Below are 18,714 nucleotides of genomic sequence, written 5' to 3'. Positions count from 1 at the left end.
TCATAAAAAAATGAAAGAATTAAGTTATTTAAACAAATATTTTATAAAATACAAATACAGTTTTTCACTGGGAATTTTGTTCACAATAATCGCACAAATCTTCATGTTATTCACACCTAAACTGATAAGCAAATCATTTAAGGCGATTGAAGAATTTTCAAAAGATAAAACCGTTGCTTCCGAAGTAATACGTCAAGAGTTAATTTCTAATGTTTTATTGATAATTGCCACCACCATAATTGCTGGTTTTTTAACCTTTTTAATGAGGCAAACCTTAATTGTAATGTCAAGACACATTGAATTTGATTTAAAAAATGAAGTTTTTAGACAATATGAAAATTTATCTCAAAATTTCTATAAGCAAAATCGTACAGGTGATTTAATGAATCGCATTAGTGAAGACGTCTCAAAAGTTAGAATGTATGTTGGTCCAGCCGTGATGTACTCCATCAATACTATTATTCGTTTTACAATAGTAATTGTATACATGTACAATGTATCTCCAAGATTAACCTTATACACCTTACTACCACTGCCTTTACTGTCTTATGGTATTTTCAAATTAAGTTCAGAAATCAATAAGAGAAGTACCATTTTCCAACAGTACTTATCAAAAGTATCCAGTTTTTCTCAAGAGATATTTTCTGGAGTACGAGTAATAAAAGCCTATTCATTAGAAGAACAACACCAAAAAAATATGGTTGCTTTAGCAAATGAAAGCAAAAGCAAAAGTTTGAATTTGGCCAAAGTACAATCACTATTTGGACCTTTAATGATGGCTTTAATAGGAATCAGCAACTTAGTTGTAATCTATTTTGGTGGGATTATGTATATTGATGGAACAATAAAAAGCATTGGTACTATAGCCGAATTCATCTTGTATGTCAACATGCTTACTTGGCCTGTGGCATCACTAGGTTGGGTTTCATCCATGGTTCAAGAAGCCGAAGCCTCTCAAAAACGATTGAATGAATTTCTAAAAACAGAACCTGAAATTCAAAATACAAACACTGAAAAATCAAACGTAGAAGGGGAAATAGTCTTTGATAATGTGAGCTTTACTTACGAAGACACTAAGATCAAAGCCTTAAAAGGAATCTCATTCAAAGTAAATAAAGGAGAAACACTGGCCATACTTGGAAAAACAGGATCTGGTAAATCAACTATTTTATCTTTGATTTCTCGTCTATATGACGCAACAGATGGTGCTATAAAAATAGACGCTAAAGAAATCAGTTCTTTAAATTTATTTGATTTAAGAAACAGTATTGGTATCGTGCCACAAGATGCTTTTTTGTTCTCCGACTCTATTAAAAACAACATTAAATTTGGTAAAGAAGATGCCACTGATAAGGAAGTGGAGTCAGCAGCAAAAAGCGCTGTGGTTCATGACAATATCATTGGATTCAATAAGCAATACGAAACCATTCTGGGAGAACGAGGAATCACTTTGTCAGGAGGTCAAAAACAACGTGTTTCTATTGCAAGAGCCATCATAAAAAACCCTCCGATTTTATTGTTTGATGATTGTTTATCAGCAGTAGACACTGAAACAGAAGAAACGATTTTAAACAACCTTTTTGAAATATGTAAAGACAAAACAACCATTATAGTTAGCCATCGTGTTTCCTCAGCAAAAAACGCAAGCCGAATTATTATTATTGAAGATGGTCGAATTATTCAACAAGGAACTCATAATCAATTGGTAAATCAAGAAGGCTATTATGCATCTTTGTATTTAAAACAACTTTCAGAAAAAGAATTGCTTTAATTGTTGTGTAATACATAATTTTTTAAGATTTTTGAGTACTAGTTAACAACCATTAATTGATAGAACGGATTATGAGAGAAAATGACATGTTAGAAAAAGAAGAGATCTTTTCTAAAGTTTTACGCGCTGGAAGAAGAACGTACTTCTTTGATGTTAGAGCGACAAAAGCGGATGATTATTATATTACAATTACCGAAAGCAAAAAGTTTACTGAAGAAGATGGATCATTTCACTTCAAAAAACACAAAATATACTTATACAAAGAAGACTTTACCGCTTTCTCTGAAATCCTAAACGATATGACTTCTTATGTTTTGAACCACAAAGGTGAAGAGGTGATCTCAGAAAGACATCAAAAAGATTTCAAAAAAGAATATGCAACCGAAAAAGTAACAGCAGAAGAATCAATACCAAATATTTCTAGTTTCACCGACATTGATTTTGATGATATTTAATTAAAAATTAAATTCTTTTCATACTACTTATTAAAGCTAAAAGTCCGAAAATCATATGATTTTTTGGACTTTTTATTTTAATAAAAAATAATATTTTAAACTTAAAATAAACATTAAATGCAAGAAATTTTTCAAAAATACCTAGAAAAATACGCCGAATTAGTTATTCCCTGGCTCCTAACAAGCGGTTTAAAAATCATCTTTATAATTGTTGGTGCTTTTATATTAAATAAAATCATTGTTCGCTTTATAGAAAAAATGGTCCGAATTGCGGTACGACCTGACGGAATTTCATCTAAAGAAGCCGAAGAAAAAAGAGAAAACACACTGATTCAAATATTTACAACTACAGCCAATATTGGATTATTAGTCATTACATCCTTAATGGTTCTTCAAGAATTTGGAGTTGAAATCGCACCAATATTAGCTGCTGCAGGAATTGTAGGCTTGGCTTTTGGTTTTGGTGGACAATACCTGATTAGAGATATTATTTCGGGACTATTTATCATTCTTGAAAATCAGTACCGCATAGGTGATGTAGTGAGTTTTGATAATGCCAGTGGTACAGTACAAGAAATCAGCTTAAGAAAAACAACTTTAAGAGATTTAGACGGAACCGTACATCATATTCCACATGGAGAAATTAAAAAAGTGTCTAATCTTTCCAAAGATTTCTCTCGTATCAATTTAGACATGGGTGTAGGCTACAACTCCAATTTAGAACATGTAATTAGTGTGATAAACAGAGTAGGAACGGAATTAGCCAATGATCCATTATGGAAAGAAAATATCATACTTGCACCACAATTCTTGAGAGTAAATGATTTTGCCGACTCGGCAATTATGCTGAAAATTTTAGGAGAAACTCAACCAAGCAAGCAATGGGAAATAACGGGCGAGCTTCGTAAAAGACTAAAAGTAGCCTTTGACAACGAAGGAATTGAAATTCCGTTTCCACAAATGGTTTTACACCATATAAAAGATACAGCAGTAGAAATTGAAGAAGAAAAAGAAGAGCAAAATAATAAGTAATTCTTTCCAAAATATATTTTTTTAAAAGCCTGAAAATCCATCTGATTTTCGGGCTTTTTTTATTTATATTTATAACATCAAACTAAATTCAAATCCTCTTGAAAAACATCAGTCGCACGGTCTGGATTCTATCCTTGATTAGTTTATTTACAGATACAGCCAGCGAAATGTTGTATCCCATTATGCCTATTTATTTAAAGTCCATTGGATTTTCAATTGTACTCATAGGTATTCTCGAAGGTGTTGCCGAAGCGACGGCGGGATTTAGCAAAGGGTATTTTGGAAAACGCTCTGATGCTGTAGGTAAAAGAGTGCCATTTGTACAATTAGGCTATGCTTTTAGTGCCCTTTCAAAACCCATGATGGCCGTTTTTATATATCCTCTTTGGATTTTCTTTACCCGAACCATCGATCGCATTGGAAAAGGAATTCGAACGGGCGCAAGAGATGCCATTCTTTCTGATGAAGCTACTCCAGAAACCAAAGGAAAGGTATTTGGTTTTCATCGTTCCATGGACACATTAGGTGCTGTTTTAGGACCGTCATTAGCATTAATCTACCTCTATTATTACCCACAAGATTACAAAACATTATTCTATATCGCTTTTATTCCAGGTTTATTGGCTGTAAGCGCCTCCTTTTTTCTAAAAGAGAAAACAAAAACGAATGCAGCACAACCCAAACCAACTCCTTTTTTTTCCTTTTTAAATTATTGGAAAACCAGTCCAGTTATGTATCGAAAAGTAGTTATTGGGCTACTTGCTTTCACTTTGTTCAATAGTTCCGATGTTTTTCTTTTGCTTAAAGCAAAACAATCTGGATTAAGTGACACTACGGTAATTGGTATTTATATTTTTTACAATTTGGTTTATGCCCTATGTGCTTTTCCTTTAGGAATTCTAGCTGATAAAATTGGACTAAAAAAAATGTTACTTTTTGGTATAGTCCTTTTTTCTGTTGTTTATTTCGGAATGGGATTTAATCACAGTAGTACTATTTTTATTGGTTTATTTTCCCTTTATGGAATCTATGCAGCTGCATCTGAAGGCGTTTCAAAGGCATGGATTAGTAACATTACTGACAAGAAAGATACTGCAACAGCAATTGGTACTTATTCTGCCTTTCAAAGTATTTTCACTATGCTAGCCAGTTCCCTGGCAGGATTAATTTGGTATCAATTTGGCCCAGCAACCACATTTATAGTAACTGGAATTTCTAGTATTTTTATTTTATTCTATTTCATTCTGGTGACCAAAGAAAAAGGATGAAAGCTAATCTTTTAAGATTAAAGTAAAAAACTTATATTTGAGTTACATCTACTCCTTTTTTACAATGTCAAAAGAAATCAACATTCCTAAAAATATCATTGGTCTGACTGATGCCGAAGTTCTCGCTTCAAGAAATCAATTTGGCAACAATGAACAAATTCAAAAACAACAATACAAATGGTGGTTGACTCTTTTTGATATCTTAAAAGAGCCCATGCTTTTACTTTTAATTGCGGTATCGATTATCTATTTCATACTAGGCGAAAACAGTGAAGCTTGTTTTATGCTAGCTGCAATAGTAGCTGTTTCTGGAATATCATTCTTTCAAGACAATCGCAGTAGAAAAGCATTGGAAGCTTTAGAAAAATTAAACGAACCATTAAGTACCGTTTTACGAAATGGTGTTGCAATAAAAATTCCCACCCGAGAAATTGTCATAAATGATTTGGTTATCGCGGAAGAAGGTAATACGATCAATGCCGATGGAGAAATTGTTCATAGCAATGATTTTTCTGTTAATGAAGCTACTCTTACGGGAGAAGCTTTTGCCGTCTTTAAATCGGAGAAAACTGATAAAAAAACTGTTTTTAGTGGCACATTAGTTGCCTCGGGATTGGCGGTATATAAAACCACTAAAATTGGCCCTGAAACCGAAATTGGAAAACTAGGAAATTCTATTTTAAACATTAAAGAACAACCTACGCCACTACAAGTACAAATAGAAAAATTTGTAAAAGGAATGGCTATTATTGGCATTGTTATTTTCTTATTGGTTTGGGGTGTATACTTCTGGAAAACGCATGACATATTGAACAGTTTATTAAAAGGACTAACCTTAGCTATGTCGATTTTACCAGAAGAAATTCCTGTGGCTTTCACGACTTTTATGGCGTTAGGCTCTTGGCGATTAATGAAAGAAGGGGTAATTGTAAAAAAAATAAGAACGGTAGAAACCTTAGGAAGTGCTACGGTAATTTGCACGGATAAAACAGGTACGATTACTAAGAATAAAATGAGTTTACAATCGGTTTATGCGTTCCAAACCAATCAATTATTTGAAAAGGAAAATTGGAATAATCCTGAAGCCAAAAAAGTTATTGAAACAGCAATGTGGGCCAGTGAGCCCGTTCCTTTTGACCCAATGGAAAAAACAGTGCATCAAGAATATGAGGCTACTACCACTAATGATACTCGCCGAGATTTCTTAATGGTTCATGAATATCCACTTGATGGAAAACCACCTATGATGACACATGTTTTTCAAAATCAAGAGGGTAAACGAATTATTGCTGCCAAAGGAGCTCCCGAAACTATACTAAAAGTATCCAACCTCAACACTGACGAAAAAAATACAATTTATAAAACGATAGAACTCTTGGCTTCCAAAGGCTATCGTATTCTTGGTGTTGCCTACTCTGATTATACCGAAAAAAACTTTCCAACAAACCAAGAAGAGCTTCCCTTTCATTTTGTTGGATTGGTCATTTTTTACGACCCTCCAAAAGCTAATATTCAGCACATAATAAAACAATTCTACGAAGCCGGTATTCAAGTAAAAGTAATTACTGGAGACAATAGCATTACCACAAAAGCCATTGCTGAAATGGCTGGGATAAAAAATCCTGACATTGTAATGGAAGGGGAAGAAATAATGAAGCTGGACGAAGAAAAAAGATTGGCATGCATTCACAACAGTACACTGATGACCCGCATGTTTCCCGAAGCAAAATTGGCTGTAGTCAATGCACTCAAAAAAGACAATCAGATTGTAGCTATGATTGGAGATGGTGTCAATGATGGTCCAGCATTGAAAGCGGCACACATAGGAATTGCTATGGGTAAAAAAGGAACTGAAATTGCCAAAACTGCTGCCGATTTAATTCTAGTCGATGATGATTTATCTAAAATGATTGTGGCAGTAGCTGCTGGTCGTCGCATTTATACTAATCTCAAAAAAGCAGTACAGTATATTGTTTCCATTCATATCCCCATTATTCTTACGGTTTCATTACCGCTGTTTTTAGGTTGGATTTACCCAAATATTTTCACCCCAGTTCACGTTATTTTCTTAGAATTAGTCATGGGTCCTATGTGTTCTATTGTGTATGAAAACGAACCTGCTGAAAAAAATAGCATGAAAAAAATGCCCCGACAATTGGGCACTACCTTCTTATCCTTAAAAGAAATGGGAATCAGTATTATACAAGGAATTGTTATCACTGTTGGGATATTATTCGTGTACCAATTAACAGTACAAAATGGAGGAAACGAAAATTTAACTAGAACAATGGTTTTTACCACTTTAGTTTTCTCCAATATCATTTTGTCGCTCGTTAATCGTTCCTTCTATTATTCGGTTTTTTCTTCTTTGAAAAATAAAAATAACATGATGGTATTTGTAAATTCAATCACCTTATTGCTACTTGGACTAATTTTATACATCAATCCCATTGCCGACTTTTTTGACGTGCTCCCATTACAATTGCACCAAATTGGAATTTGTATTGCAGTAAGTAGTATTTCAGTACTTTGGATAGAAATCTGGAAATGGAACAAACGCATTAAAAATTTATAACTATCTTTATATATTAAATTTAACTTTCTTATTATCAATTATATAAATAAATATAATGGAAAAGAAAAACAAAGTTGTGTATTGGGTCGCTACTGGATTATTATCGGTTATGATGTTTATGTCAGCGGGAATGTTTGTTTTCAACAATTCCATGGTTAAGGAATTATTTCAAAGTTTAGGCTATCCTATCTATATTATTTATCCTTTGGCTACAGCCAAGTTTTTAGGAATAGTGGTAATCCTAACTAAAAAATCCACTTTCCTAAAAGAATTGGCTTATGCTGGTTTTTTCTATGATTTCCTGCTGGCCTTCAGCGCGCATATTAATGCTGGAGATGGTGGATATGTGCCTTCTATAATTGCCCTAATTTTACTTATTATTTCCTACTTTTACGATAAAAAAGTTTTTAAAACAACCTAAATGAAAAACCCAATAGTTTCTGTAAGTTGGCTCAAAGAACATTTTGAAGATGCTGACTTAATTGTACTCGATGCCAGCCAAAAAGTAAATCAAACTAAAGAAGAATTACAATTTGAGGAACTCCAAATCAAAGGAGCTCGCATTTTTGATATTAAAAATGATTTTAGCGACACAACCAATCCATTACCCAATACGCTCCCAGATCCAACTGCTTTTACTAAAGCAGCTATAAAACTGGGTATAAACAAAGACAGTAAAATTGTGGTTTATGACAGTATAGGAATTTATACCAGTCCAAGAGCGTGGTGGTTGTTTACGATTATGGGACATGAAGCAGTTTGGGTTTTGGATGGAGGTCTTCCCGCTTACGCAAAAGAAAATCTTCCCGTTGAGAAGTCTGTCAAAAGAGAATATCCTTTGGGTAATTTCGAATCTAATTTCAATCCTGATTTGGTTAAAACCAAAGAACAAATTCTAGAAAACATTGACTCTAAAGAAGCGGTTTTGATTGATGCGCGTTCTAGTGATCGATTCTTGGGTGAAACCAAAGAACCAAGAGCTGGGCTTAGAAGCGGACATATACCTGGCTCGATTAATATTCCATATACTAATCTTTTACGTGACGGGAAATTTCTATCTAAAGATGAATTAGTAAAAATACTTCCAAAACTGGATCAACCTTTTGTCTTTACTTGTGGTTCTGGTGTGACGGCTTGCATTGATTTGATTGCCTACGAACTCATTGGAAATAAAAACATAAAAGCAGTTTACGATGGTTCTTGGACGGAATGGGGTCAAATAGAGAACTTACCTATTGAGTGATTTTTTTAGTTGCATTTTTGAGAATAAATTTAAGTCAAGCATATTTATAAATTAGTAATAATCTCAAAAAAATCAGATCTTGAAATTGCTGATTAGATTAATAATAAATTTCAATCATGAACAAAGAATATAAACTAGACAATCCTGTTTGGTATTCCTTGGCAGAAAGCCATAAAAAACTTGCGCTTACTTACAATAAAACACGCTTCTACAATCCAGATTATTGTTCTTTTGGTGCATTTAATGAAATCCCAAATAATAGCGAAGATTTAATGGCTTACGCCAAATTAGTCCCTTCGTTTTTCATCTTTAATGCAAAACCAAACCTTCCGCAATCTTTGCATTTAAAAGACGAATTACTGTGTTTACAAATGATTGTTCGCGAAAAAATCAATTTAACTTACACTGACGAAATTATAAAACTAGACGAAAGTCATAGAGCATCCCTTTTGGCATTAGTAAAAATTGTTTATCCTGAATATTTCAAATCAAAAACAGCTGACTTAGGCAATTATTACGGTATTCTTAAAGACAACCAACTCGTAGCCATAACAGGCGAGCGCATGCAAATGGATGATTTTCTAGAAGTAAGCGCCGTTATTACGCATCCAGAACACACAGGAAAAGGTTATGCAAAACAATTAGTCGCACATACCGCAAATGCTATTTTTGATCAAAACAAAATACCCTTCCTGCATGTAGCAGAGGCTAATGTAGGAGCCATCAAATTATATGAAAAATTGGGATTTATAACCCGAACTAAAATAAGCATCTGGCAAATTGCCAAAAACTAATCCCAATTCAAAATGATTATGGTGCATTAGGTATTCAAAACAAAAATAGGTTAATGAGCATCCATTTTTTTATAAAGCCCAATTAATTCGCCCTTGGCAATTATATGGTTCTTCATTGCTACTTTTAGTTCCTTTTCATTACTACTTGGAGGCAAGTAACTTAGTTTTGTATCTAATGCATATACTTGAAAGTGATAGTGATGAATACCCATTGGAGGACAAGGCCCTGCATATTTATTCATTCCCTTACTATTTCTACCTTCAATTCCAGGTGAGCTATTTTCTTTGATAATAGTTTTTGGATCAACATCCCAAACAATCCAGTGGCAGTAATCCCCATTTTTTGCATCAGGATCTTTAACGATAATAGCCAGACTTTTTGCATTTTCTGGAAGATCATCAATAGAAAGTTCTGGGTTAATATTTAATCCATCACAACAATATTTTGATGGAATAGCACTGTTGTTTTTAAATGAACTGCTTTTTATTCTTAGGCTTGTGTTTATAGTTGTTGACATAATAAATAATATTTAAGGTTTCTAATTAATTATTTGATCTCAATAAAATATGCTTCTTCCTATACTTCAACTAAAAAAAATTATACATGATGCTCCACTTTAAACTCTTGAATTTGATTAGCGCATTTACGGCAAGCTTCCGCACATTTTTTACAGTGTTCCATTTGGGCATGCTTTTCACATTCCGTTGCACATAGATCACACATCTCTTCACTGGCTTTTAAAAATACTGCTGAATTATCCGATTTCCTTTCTAGTATTTGTGCTGTCAACCTACAAATATCGGCACAGTCTAAGTCATTCATCTTACAAATACTCATATCCATTTCTTTTTCTAATTGACAGGCATCATAACAATGGGTACATTGCGCCGCACAGTACTGTAATACTTCAATCATTTTTTGATTTTCCATTTTATTAACTTTTAAATTGATACTTATTTTCATCCAAAACTCACAATAGCGATTCACTAGGAACCACAAATAGTTGAATTGAATTACTCTAATTCTGTGGTATTCTAAAATTTGCATAGGTTGCGTAAAACTTCCTGCCTGATTTTAGCTATTATATATAGCACTATTTTTATTTGGATATTAAAATTGACTTTGGGGTTTAGCCAATTGCATTTTGCATAATACAATCATGGTATAAAAAACACCTAGAAAGCAAGGGTTTGTATACATTCATTAACAAAAATTATTTGAAGCAATAAAAGTAAGTGCATTAGTGACACTTACTTAAATCGGGAAGTAAATTTAATCTTATTTTCTTAAATAAACAACTAAAAAACAGATAGTTACATTAAAATTAGCTGGTTTATAAGAAAATTATATTATTTTTTAAACTACGAAAACTACCCAATTCGCAGTCCATTATCAATTTTGAAATCAGGGGCCAATAAAATAACATCCCCTTCGGCTCCAACTGCTCCTAAAACCAAACATTCGCTCATGAATTTTCCAATTTGTTTTTTAGGAAAATTAACTACAGCTACAATTTGACGATTCAATAAATCGTCTTTGGAATACCGTTTAGTAATTTGTGCCGAAGTTTTTCGGATTCCAATAATTTCACCAAAATCAATAGTTAGTTGGTAGGCTGGTTTTCTAGCTTCAGGAAAATCATTGACCGCAAGTATTGTTCCTACTCGCATCTCTGTTTTTTCGAATTCTTGCCAACTTAAATTATTTTCCATCTTTAATTTTGATTTTGTTCAAATGACTTATAAAATCTAAAAATAATCATTTTAGGCAAAAAGCAATCCTTTTTTCATAACTTTAAACCTGAATTCAAAATTAAAACAACAATGTCAAGAACTCCATCAAACATGCTCGCTCTAGGGACAAAAGCTCCCGAATTTTACTTGAAAGACATGAAATCTGGAACAGAATGGTTTTCTTTCGCTGATGTAAAAGGGGAGAAAGGTACTTTGGTCGTATTTATATGCAATCATTGTCCGTTTGTACTTCATGTAATTGAGGAAATTATAATGATTGCAAATGATTATAGAGTACAAGGACTTGGCATTGTAGCTATTTCGAGTAATGATGTTACAAATTACCCACAGGATGCTCCAGAGTTAATGACCGAATTTGCATTCGAAAATAATTTTGAATTTCCTTATTTATATGACGAAAACCAAGAAGTTGCAAAAGCGTATGATGCAGCGTGTACGCCAGATTTCTTTTTGTTTGACAATCAAGACAAACTCGTTTACCGAGGACAACTAGATGACAGCCGCCCTGGCAACGGGATTCCCCTTAGTGGAAGCGATTTACGTGGTGCAATTGATGGCGTGATTTATAACAGAACCATAAATGCCGAACAAAAACCAAGCATTGGTTGTAATATTAAGTGGAAAAAAGAAGCGTAAGATTTAAACTTCCTAGATAAAAAAACGCCTCAAAAATATATTTTGAGGCGTTTTCTATTTATTTCAATAATCACTGATTATTATTATTATTATTTAACGTCCATTAATTCTACGTCAAAAATCAAAGTAGCGTTTGGTGGAATTACTCCTCCAGCACCATTTGGTCCGTATCCTAAATCAGAAGGAATCACGAAACGTGCTTTATCTCCAACTTGCAACAAAGCAATACCTTCGTCCCAACCTTCGATAACTTGACCTTGACCTAATCGAAATTCGATTGGTTTTTTTCTTGGGTAAGAAGAATCAAAAACTTTTCCGCTCTCTAATGATCCTTCGTAGTGCACAGCAACAGTTTTACCAGCTTCTGCTTTTTTACCAGAACCTCTTTGAATGAATTGGTAACGCAATCCGCTTTCTGTTTTTTCAAAACCTGCGGCCAATTGTTCCATTTTTGCTTCAGATTCTGCTTTCAAAGCAGCTTGTTTTTTCAAACGAGCTCCTTTTAAACCAACAAATGCTTCAATTGCATTCCAGTTTTTAGCCTCATCACCTACTCTTATAATTTCAACTGACTCTAAAGCATCTCCTTGAGCAATTGCATCAACAACATCTTGTCCTTCGACAACATTTCCAAAAACGGTATGTTTATCATCTAACCAAGGTGTTGCCACGTGTGTGATGAAAAACTGAGATCCATTAGAACCAGGACCAGAATTTGCCATTGACAATACACCAGGTGCATTGTGACGTAAATCTTTGTGGAATTCATCATCAAATTTGTAACCTGGATCTCCAGTTCCAGTTCCTAGAGGACATCCTCCTTGAACCATAAAATCAGGTATAACTCTATGAAAATTTAAACCATCATAGAATTTTTGTCCTTGAGGTTTTATTTTGTTTTCCATATTTCCTTCAGCAAGAGCTACAAAGTTCCCTACTGTTCCTGGTGTTAAATCGTGTGTTAGTTTTACTAAAATAGCTCCTTTTGCGGTGTTGAATTTAGCGTATATTCCGTTTTCCATTGTATTTGTTTTTTATAGAAGTGCAAATTTACGAATTTAATAGCCAATTTGAAAATTTCAATATTTAGAAAAAGCAAACAGTTCTTTTGAAACTTTAAAGCGCTATGCTTGTTATATATTTCTTCTAAAGAATCTAATACTACTTTTATAAAATGTGTTACAACTTTAAACAAGATTTCTAATTAGCGGATTTTATAAAAGCGATTATCTTTTCCGTTTTAACTTTAGATATATTAGCACGTACTCTCATATGCTGACCAATCACGTCCCATTGTTCATTTGAATAAGCTTGTGGTGGAGGTGTATTATGACATCTAACGCAATTTTCACCCCAAAGCTGTGCCCCACTTTTTTCTATTAACACTGCAGCTTTTTTAGTAGGGCTCCTATTTACTTCTTCGCTTGAAGGTATATTTGCATACAAATTTGACTCTGATGTTTTACAGCCTTCGAAGACTATAAAAGAAAAAAAGAGCAGCATAAAATAGATTATTTTTATATTTTTCATTTTTAACTATTTTAAGAATTAATTTTAAAAGCCATAAACCAATTGAGCAATAAGTGAATTGGGCTGATTGTCCTGCACTTGATAAGACACTTTAAAAACTCGATTCCAACCCAGCCAATAATTAAGCGAAAAAGCAGTCTGTTTTTTTAAACCACCACCCCAAAGTGCTTCTTTAGGGGTGTCAAATTCCGAATATCTTCCTGCAAATTCTAAATTGTTGACAAAATCAGAAGTTGTTCCTGAAGGTCTTATTGAAGCTTGCACATAATAAGCTGTACTTTTATTTTTAAATGTATAATTTCCAGTTTCTGATTCAAAATCCTGATAAAAAGCCTCCCCAGCATTTAAACTTTTCCATTCTCCAAGGATTTTCAAATTAGAACTAATGGCTTCGATATTTTTCACATAACTGGCATCTACTGCATACATATCTACTTTTACATTTTCTAAACTACTTCCAGAATCACCCGTTTTAGCCACATGTTGAAATGAAAACCCTAATTCTAAGCTAGAATCATATAAAGGCAGGACACCTACTCTTCCACCGATCGCTTTATTCTTATTATTTTCTTTATAGGCTTCGTATTCAAACTGTCCTGCTTCATCCAGAGCATCTGCATTACCAGGGAGCAATTGAGGCCCATTGGAAATATAAAAATCATAATTTATAGTGGCTTTACCAATTTCGGCACCACCTTGAAGTCCAATCCCTGTTTCAACCATTGGACCTATACCACCATCCCCAAAACCCACTGGATTATTAGGAAACCGATTCAAATAACCTTCCATGTACTTCCCTCTATAACTACCAAATTTCGGTAAAAAACGACCAAAGTGTATTGCTAAATTATTGTTTAAAAAATAAACCATATTTACATATTCTAAAACAACTTCAACTGCACCATCACCAGTAGCAATCTCTATCTCTGATTCAATAAATAACTTATCTGACAGGCTCCACAGAAAAATGGGTTTAAAATCCACATTCCCAAAACCATTCTCTTCCTTATTGTACATATAATCTGCTTGTGCATTTCCTACAATTACGAGTTTAGTCTGGCCAAAAATCGATTTATTTAAAGATTTAGTATCTTGTGCAACACTTTTAAAAAGAAAAACATTTAAGCACAAAAACACAAATAACCATTTTGTCTTATTCATCTTTTTTAATTTAATATTATTTATTTTTCTCTAAATATCTAATGTAGTTTACCAACTGCCATCGTTGATTTTCACTTAATGCGTCCTTATATGAAGCCATTGGTGATTTCCCTTCAGTTAATTTCCAAAAAATCGCACCATCTGTTTCATTGACAACGTTTATTGTCAAAAAATTTGATGGCTTAGGACTTAGAGCTACACCAGCACTTCCATTTCCTTTACCATGTATTCCATGACAAATCACACACATTTGATTGTATAATTTCTTTCCTTCTGCAGTTGCTTTTTCGTTGCCTTTAAAAGGATTTATGAGATCATATGCAGATTTAGGAGCAACCCAAGTTTGACTTTGGGCATTAATTTTATCGAATTGAAATAAAATCAATACCAGTACAATTAAAAACAAATATTTATTTTTCATGATATTGAATACTAATTATAAACATCTAATTTAAAGCTTTTTACAGTTAAAATACATGACATATATCATACTTTTATAATAATTCAATAAAATTCAGCTTCACTGCTTTCATATCGTTTTTAAAGGAAGTAGTTATTTAAAGTTAATGTTTTATAAGACCCCAAATTCCACTTACCCCTAGCCCAGATGGAAACGGCATCCTATTGTGCCAGAGTTTGGCACAATAGATAAAGTGGACAGCTGGAAATTGCTTCCTAAATAACTTATAGCAGAAGTGAATTTTTGAATCTTAAAAACTTTGTACCTTTGCGGCTTCATAACTTAGAAAAGAAATTATGCGCATTGATATTGTTACCGTTTTACCAGAACTATTAAGGAGTCCGTTTGAAGCTTCTATTATGAAACGCGCTATTGACAAAGGATTAGTAGAAGTACATTTTCATAATTTGCGCGACTACACTACCAACAGACAGAAAAGTGTAGATGATTACCCATATGGTGGTGGTGCTGGGATGGTAATGACCGTACAGCCGATTGATGCCTGCATTACTCATTTAAAAAGTGAAAGAGCCTACGATGAAATCATCTATATGTCACCTGACGGAGAAACATTGAACCAAAAAATGGCCAATACCATGTCAATGTATGAGAATATTATTATTCTATGTGGACATTATAAAGGAGTAGATCAAAGAGTTCGAGATCATTTTATTACCAAAGAAATATCTATTGGCGATTATGTATTGAGTGGTGGAGAATTGGGCGCATTGGTTTTATCGGATGCGTTGATTCGATTGATTCCAGGTGTTTTGAGTGATGAAACCTCAGCGTTGACCGATAGTTTTCAGGATGGTTTATTGTCAGGACCTATATATACAAGACCTGCTGATTACAAAGGCTGGAAAGTTCCTGATGTTTTGACAAGCGGTAATTTTGCCAAAATAGATAAATGGCGAGAAGATAAGGCATATGAACATACTAAAACAAGACGCCCAGATTTACTTGAGGAAGAATAATTTTAAATTATAAATGGCTCTAAATAAGTGTTTAAATAATTCAAAATTTATAATTTATAATTCAAAATAATTATTTACTTTTGCACCCACTTTAGATTAACCTCTGGCGAGATCCGTGAATGTTGATTTGATAAAAACCATAATTAAAATTATCATGGCAGATTTAATGAAATTCGTTCAAGACGAATTAGTTGCAAGAAAAGATTTCCCTGTATTCGGAGCTGGAGACACAATCACAGTTTACTACGAAATTAAAGAGGGTGAAAAAACTAGAACACAGTTTTTTAAAGGAGTTGTTATCCAAAGAAGAGGTTCTGGTAACACAGAAACTTTTACTATTCGTAAAATGTCAGGTGCAGTAGGAGTTGAGCGTATCTTCCCTGTAAACTTGCCAGCTTTACAAAAAGTTGAAATCAACAAAAAAGGTGCAGTTCGTAGAGCTAGAATTTTCTACTTCAGAGAACTTACTGGTAAAAAAGCAAAAATTAAAGACAAAAGAAGATAGTCAACTGTCTCTTTATCATAAAAGCCTCGACATTGTCGGGGCTTTTTTTTGCATTATTCCGAGTATAAACTAAAAATAAAAATCACAATTTGAGGTTAACTCGTTAGTTATACTATAATTCGTATTTTTCTATACAAAATCCTATCCAATTATACTCTGATTTTCATATATTTGCTTCGCTTAATTTTAAGCAAAACATACATTCCACATCCTAGCATATTTAAGGATACGATTATAAAAATAAAAATAATGACTGAAAAATCAAAAATTGTTTACACTTTGACAGATGAGGCGCCTTTATTGGCAACTTATTCTTTTTTACCAATTGTTAAAGCATTTACTGCAACTGCAGGAATTGAAATTGAAACGGAAGACATTTCGTTAGCAGCAAGAATACTAGCAAACTTTCCAGAATTTTTAAATGAAGATCAAAAAGTAAAAGATGCTTTAGCTGAACTTGGAAAACTAGCTAATGATCCAGAAGCAAACATTATCAAATTACCAAATATTTCTGCATCTGTTCCTCAATTAAAAGAAGCAATTGCTGAACTTCAAGCTCATGGGTATAAAATTCCAAATTTTCCTGAAGAACCTCAAAATAAAGAGGAAAATGAAATCAAGAAAAAGTATTCTAAAATATTAGGTTCTGCAGTAAATCCTGTTTTACGTGAAGGAAATTCAGACCGTAGAGCACCCAAAGCAGTTAAGAATTACGCAAAAGTAAACCCACATTCAATGGGAGCATGGTCAGCAGATTCTAAAACAGAAGTAGCCTCAATGGAAACTGGTGATTTTTACGGAAGTGAAAAATCAATTACACTAAAAGAAGCCACGGATGTTAAAATTGAATTTGTTTCCGAAGATGGAAAAACAACTGTTCTTAAAGAAAGTACTCCTCTAAAAGTGGGTGAAATCATAGACAGCTCTGTAATGCATTTAAAAGCTTTAAAAGCATTTGTTACCAAAGCAATTGCCGAAGCTAAGAAAAATAACATATTACTTTCAGTTCACTTGAAAGCAACTATGATGAAAGTTTCTGATCCTATTATTTTTGGTGCAATTGTAGAAGTATACTTCGCAGCTGTTTTCGAAAAATATGCTAAATTATTTGATGAATTAAACGTTGACACTAGAAATGGTTTAGGTGATGTTTATGCAAAAATCGCTGGACGCCCAGAGCAAGCTGAAGTGGAAGCTGCCATAAATAAAGCAATCGAAAACGGTCCTGCATTAGCGATGGTTAATTCGGACAAAGGAATTACAAATCTTCACGTGCCTTCTGATGTTATTGTTGATGCATCTATGCCAGCAATGATTCGTACTTCAGGACAAATGTTCAATAAAGATGGAAAACAACAAGATACTTTAGCTATCATTCCTGATAGATGTTACTCAGGTATCTATACTGCAACAATTGATTTCTGTAAAAAGAATGGTGCTTTTGACCCTACTACAATGGGAAGTGTACCAAACGTAGGTTTGATGGCACAAAAAGCAGAAGAATATGGTTCTCATGACAAAACGTTCCAAATGACTGGAAATGGTGTTGTACGTGTTGTTGACACAAAAGGAACTGTATTAATGGAACAGGCAGTTGAAGCTAAAGACATTTTTAGAATGTGTCAAGCTAAAGATGCTCCAATACAAGACTGGGTAAAACTAGCTGTAAATAGAGCACGTTTATCAAACACTCCTGCTGTTTTCTGGTTAGATGAAAACAGAGCGCATGACAGACAATTAATCGAAAAAGTAAAAACATACTTAAAAGATTACGACACAACTGGACTTGATATTCGTATTTTAAACCCAATTGAAGCAACTAATTTCACATTAGTAAGAATCAAAGACGGATTAGACACAATCTCTGTAACAGGAAATGTATTACGTGATTACTTAACTGATTTATTCCCTATTTTAGAAGTAGGAACCTCAGCAAAAATGTTATCTATCGTTCCATTAATGAATGGTGGTGGATTGTTTGAAACTGGTGCAGGTGGATCAGCTCCAAAACACGTAGAACAATTCACTAAAGAAGGATACTTACGTTGGGACTCATTAGGTGAGTTTTTAGCATTAGGAGCTTCTTTAGAACATTTAGGACAATCCCTAAACAACTCAAAAGCAATTATTTTATCAGAAACTTTAGATGAAGCCAATGATGCTTTCCTGAAAAATGATAAATCTCCTTCAAGAAAAATAGGCCAAATTGATAATCGTGGTTCTCATTTTTATTTAGCAATGTATTGGGCTGAAGCACTTGCTAACCAAGGTAAAGATGCTGAATTACGTGCTATTTTTGCGCCAATCGCAAAAGAATTTGAAGAAAACGAAGCTAAGATAAATACTGAATTAATTGGAGCACAAGGAAAACCACAAGAAATTGGTGGCTATTACCAACCAAATCCAGAATTAACAAGCAAAGCAATGCGTCCTAGCGTAACATTTAATGCAATATTAGCAAAAATCGCGTAAATCTATTTTACCGTAAATTATACCTAAAAAAGGCAACTGGAAATAGTTGCCTTTTTTTTATTAATAAAATTTTAATCTTT

General features: G+C 33.5%; 19 protein-coding genes. 12 read left to right on the top strand and 7 right to left on the bottom strand.

The window, feature by feature from the left end:
- Positions 1–10: 10 nt before the first annotated feature.
- The 8 genes from AB3G36_RS08785 (at position 11) to AB3G36_RS08750 (ending at position 9,138) form a co-directional block, all read left to right on the top strand.
- Positions 11–1,771: an ABC transporter ATP-binding protein gene (locus AB3G36_RS08785; RefSeq protein WP_367751850.1), complete on the top strand. Its 1,761-nt coding sequence runs from the start codon at positions 11–13 to the stop codon at positions 1,769–1,771.
- Positions 1,772–1,842: 71 nt separating this feature from the next.
- On the top strand, positions 1,843–2,226 hold the full coding sequence (locus AB3G36_RS08780; protein WP_367751848.1) for a PUR family DNA/RNA-binding protein: 384 nt from the start codon (positions 1,843–1,845) through the stop codon (positions 2,224–2,226).
- Positions 2,227–2,343: 117 nt separating this feature from the next.
- Positions 2,344–3,258 (top strand): mechanosensitive ion channel family protein, encoded by a 915-nt coding sequence (locus AB3G36_RS08775; RefSeq protein ID WP_367751846.1) that lies wholly within the window; start codon positions 2,344–2,346, stop codon positions 3,256–3,258.
- A gap of 98 nt (positions 3,259–3,356) precedes the next feature.
- Positions 3,357–4,526 carry an MFS transporter gene (locus AB3G36_RS08770; protein WP_367751844.1) on the top strand — a complete coding sequence of 390 codons (1,170 nt, stop codon included), beginning with the start codon at positions 3,357–3,359 and terminating at the stop codon, positions 4,524–4,526.
- Between the two features lie 64 nt (positions 4,527–4,590).
- A complete protein-coding gene (locus tag AB3G36_RS08765) occupies positions 4,591–7,101 on the top strand; it encodes a cation-translocating P-type ATPase (RefSeq protein ID WP_367751842.1) in 2,511 nt (836 codons plus the stop codon).
- Positions 7,102–7,156: 55 nt separating this feature from the next.
- A complete protein-coding gene (locus tag AB3G36_RS08760) occupies positions 7,157–7,522 on the top strand; it encodes a DoxX family protein (protein WP_367751840.1) in 366 nt (121 codons plus the stop codon).
- Complete coding sequence (locus AB3G36_RS08755) at positions 7,523–8,344, top strand: sulfurtransferase (protein ID WP_367751838.1); 822 nt, start codon at positions 7,523–7,525, stop codon at positions 8,342–8,344.
- Positions 8,345–8,460: 116 nt separating this feature from the next.
- Positions 8,461–9,138 carry a GNAT family N-acetyltransferase gene (locus AB3G36_RS08750; protein WP_367751836.1) on the top strand — a complete coding sequence of 226 codons (678 nt, stop codon included), beginning with the start codon at positions 8,461–8,463 and terminating at the stop codon, positions 9,136–9,138.
- A 50-nt stretch (positions 9,139–9,188) separates the two neighbouring features.
- On the opposite strand, the gene AB3G36_RS08745 is transcribed toward AB3G36_RS08750, so the two are convergent.
- The 3 genes from AB3G36_RS08745 to AB3G36_RS08735 form a co-directional block, all read right to left on the bottom strand.
- On the bottom strand, positions 9,189–9,656 hold the full coding sequence (locus tag AB3G36_RS08745) for a YbhB/YbcL family Raf kinase inhibitor-like protein (protein ID WP_367751834.1): 468 nt from the start codon (positions 9,654–9,656) through the stop codon (positions 9,189–9,191).
- Between the two features lie 80 nt (positions 9,657–9,736).
- Complete coding sequence (locus AB3G36_RS08740; RefSeq protein WP_367751832.1) at positions 9,737–10,186, bottom strand: four-helix bundle copper-binding protein; 450 nt, start codon at positions 10,184–10,186, stop codon at positions 9,737–9,739.
- A gap of 323 nt (positions 10,187–10,509) precedes the next feature.
- Positions 10,510–10,851, bottom strand: a complete 342-nt coding sequence (locus AB3G36_RS08735) for a tRNA-binding protein (protein WP_367751830.1) — start codon at positions 10,849–10,851, stop codon at positions 10,510–10,512.
- A 111-nt stretch (positions 10,852–10,962) separates the two neighbouring features.
- Here AB3G36_RS08735 and AB3G36_RS08730 point away from each other — a divergent pair, with 111 nt between their 5' ends.
- Complete coding sequence (locus AB3G36_RS08730) at positions 10,963–11,529, top strand: thioredoxin family protein (protein WP_367751828.1); 567 nt, start codon at positions 10,963–10,965, stop codon at positions 11,527–11,529.
- A gap of 89 nt (positions 11,530–11,618) precedes the next feature.
- Here the strand turns inward: AB3G36_RS08730 and AB3G36_RS08725 are convergent, their stop codons facing one another.
- The 4 genes from AB3G36_RS08725 to AB3G36_RS08710 all read right to left on the bottom strand — a co-directional run bounded on the left by AB3G36_RS08725 (position 11,619) and on the right by AB3G36_RS08710 (position 14,641).
- Positions 11,619–12,551 carry a peptidylprolyl isomerase gene (locus tag AB3G36_RS08725; RefSeq protein ID WP_367751826.1) on the bottom strand — a complete coding sequence of 311 codons (933 nt, stop codon included), beginning with the start codon at positions 12,549–12,551 and terminating at the stop codon, positions 11,619–11,621.
- A gap of 178 nt (positions 12,552–12,729) precedes the next feature.
- Positions 12,730–13,059 carry a hypothetical protein gene (locus AB3G36_RS08720; protein ID WP_367751824.1) on the bottom strand — a complete coding sequence of 110 codons (330 nt, stop codon included), beginning with the start codon at positions 13,057–13,059 and terminating at the stop codon, positions 12,730–12,732.
- Between the two features lie 24 nt (positions 13,060–13,083).
- Entirely contained in the window at positions 13,084–14,220 is a 1,137-nt protein-coding gene (locus tag AB3G36_RS08715; protein WP_367751822.1) for a hypothetical protein, read from the bottom strand.
- 16 nt (positions 14,221–14,236) lie between these two features.
- Positions 14,237–14,641: a cytochrome c gene (locus AB3G36_RS08710; protein ID WP_367751820.1), complete on the bottom strand. Its 405-nt coding sequence runs from the start codon at positions 14,639–14,641 to the stop codon at positions 14,237–14,239.
- 335 nt (positions 14,642–14,976) lie between these two features.
- Between AB3G36_RS08710 and trmD the strand changes: the two genes are divergently transcribed.
- The 3 genes from trmD to AB3G36_RS08695 all read left to right on the top strand — a co-directional run bounded on the left by trmD (position 14,977) and on the right by AB3G36_RS08695 (position 18,634).
- Positions 14,977–15,657: a tRNA (guanosine(37)-N1)-methyltransferase TrmD gene (gene trmD, locus AB3G36_RS08705; RefSeq protein ID WP_367751818.1), complete on the top strand. Its 681-nt coding sequence runs from the start codon at positions 14,977–14,979 to the stop codon at positions 15,655–15,657.
- 154 nt (positions 15,658–15,811) lie between these two features.
- On the top strand, positions 15,812–16,162 hold the full coding sequence (rplS, locus tag AB3G36_RS08700; protein ID WP_367751816.1) for a 50S ribosomal protein L19: 351 nt from the start codon (positions 15,812–15,814) through the stop codon (positions 16,160–16,162).
- A gap of 249 nt (positions 16,163–16,411) precedes the next feature.
- A complete protein-coding gene (locus tag AB3G36_RS08695) occupies positions 16,412–18,634 on the top strand; it encodes an NADP-dependent isocitrate dehydrogenase (RefSeq protein WP_367751814.1) in 2,223 nt (740 codons plus the stop codon).
- Positions 18,635–18,714 lie beyond the last annotated feature (80 nt).

Origin of the sequence: Flavobacterium sp. WC2430 (assembly GCF_040822075.1) — a bacterium.
Classification (GTDB): domain Bacteria; phylum Bacteroidota; class Bacteroidia; order Flavobacteriales; family Flavobacteriaceae; genus Flavobacterium.
Note: the sequence above shows the minus strand (reverse complement) of the source record. Positions and strands in the feature narration are given on the sequence as shown.

Excerpts from the sequence above, each read along its gene's own strand:
- AB3G36_RS08785 (WP_367751850.1), top strand. The coding sequence starts at position 11 with ATGAAAGAATTAAGTTATTTAAACAAATATTTTATAAAATACAAATAC.
- AB3G36_RS08780 (WP_367751848.1), top strand. The coding sequence starts at position 1,843 with ATGAGAGAAAATGACATGTTAGAAAAAGAAGAGATCTTTTCTAAAGTT.
- AB3G36_RS08775 (WP_367751846.1), top strand. The coding sequence starts at position 2,344 with ATGCAAGAAATTTTTCAAAAATACCTAGAAAAATACGCCGAATTAGTT.
- AB3G36_RS08765 (WP_367751842.1), top strand. The coding sequence starts at position 4,591 with ATGTCAAAAGAAATCAACATTCCTAAAAATATCATTGGTCTGACTGAT.
- AB3G36_RS08760 (WP_367751840.1), top strand. The coding sequence starts at position 7,157 with ATGGAAAAGAAAAACAAAGTTGTGTATTGGGTCGCTACTGGATTATTA.
- AB3G36_RS08755 (WP_367751838.1), top strand. The coding sequence starts at position 7,523 with ATGAAAAACCCAATAGTTTCTGTAAGTTGGCTCAAAGAACATTTTGAA.
- AB3G36_RS08750 (WP_367751836.1), top strand. The coding sequence starts at position 8,461 with ATGAACAAAGAATATAAACTAGACAATCCTGTTTGGTATTCCTTGGCA.
- AB3G36_RS08745 (WP_367751834.1), bottom strand. The coding sequence starts at position 9,656 with ATGTCAACAACTATAAACACAAGCCTAAGAATAAAAAGCAGTTCATTT.
- AB3G36_RS08740 (WP_367751832.1), bottom strand. The coding sequence starts at position 10,186 with ATGCAAATTTTAGAATACCACAGAATTAGAGTAATTCAATTCAACTAT.
- AB3G36_RS08735 (WP_367751830.1), bottom strand. The coding sequence starts at position 10,851 with ATGGAAAATAATTTAAGTTGGCAAGAATTCGAAAAAACAGAGATGCGA.
- AB3G36_RS08730 (WP_367751828.1), top strand. The coding sequence starts at position 10,963 with ATGTCAAGAACTCCATCAAACATGCTCGCTCTAGGGACAAAAGCTCCC.
- AB3G36_RS08725 (WP_367751826.1), bottom strand. The coding sequence starts at position 12,551 with ATGGAAAACGGAATATACGCTAAATTCAACACCGCAAAAGGAGCTATT.
- AB3G36_RS08720 (WP_367751824.1), bottom strand. The coding sequence starts at position 13,059 with ATGAAAAATATAAAAATAATCTATTTTATGCTGCTCTTTTTTTCTTTT.
- AB3G36_RS08715 (WP_367751822.1), bottom strand. The coding sequence starts at position 14,220 with ATGAATAAGACAAAATGGTTATTTGTGTTTTTGTGCTTAAATGTTTTT.
- AB3G36_RS08710 (WP_367751820.1), bottom strand. The coding sequence starts at position 14,641 with ATGAAAAATAAATATTTGTTTTTAATTGTACTGGTATTGATTTTATTT.
- trmD (WP_367751818.1), top strand. The coding sequence starts at position 14,977 with ATGCGCATTGATATTGTTACCGTTTTACCAGAACTATTAAGGAGTCCG.
- rplS (WP_367751816.1), top strand. The coding sequence starts at position 15,812 with ATGGCAGATTTAATGAAATTCGTTCAAGACGAATTAGTTGCAAGAAAA.
- AB3G36_RS08695 (WP_367751814.1), top strand. The coding sequence starts at position 16,412 with ATGACTGAAAAATCAAAAATTGTTTACACTTTGACAGATGAGGCGCCT.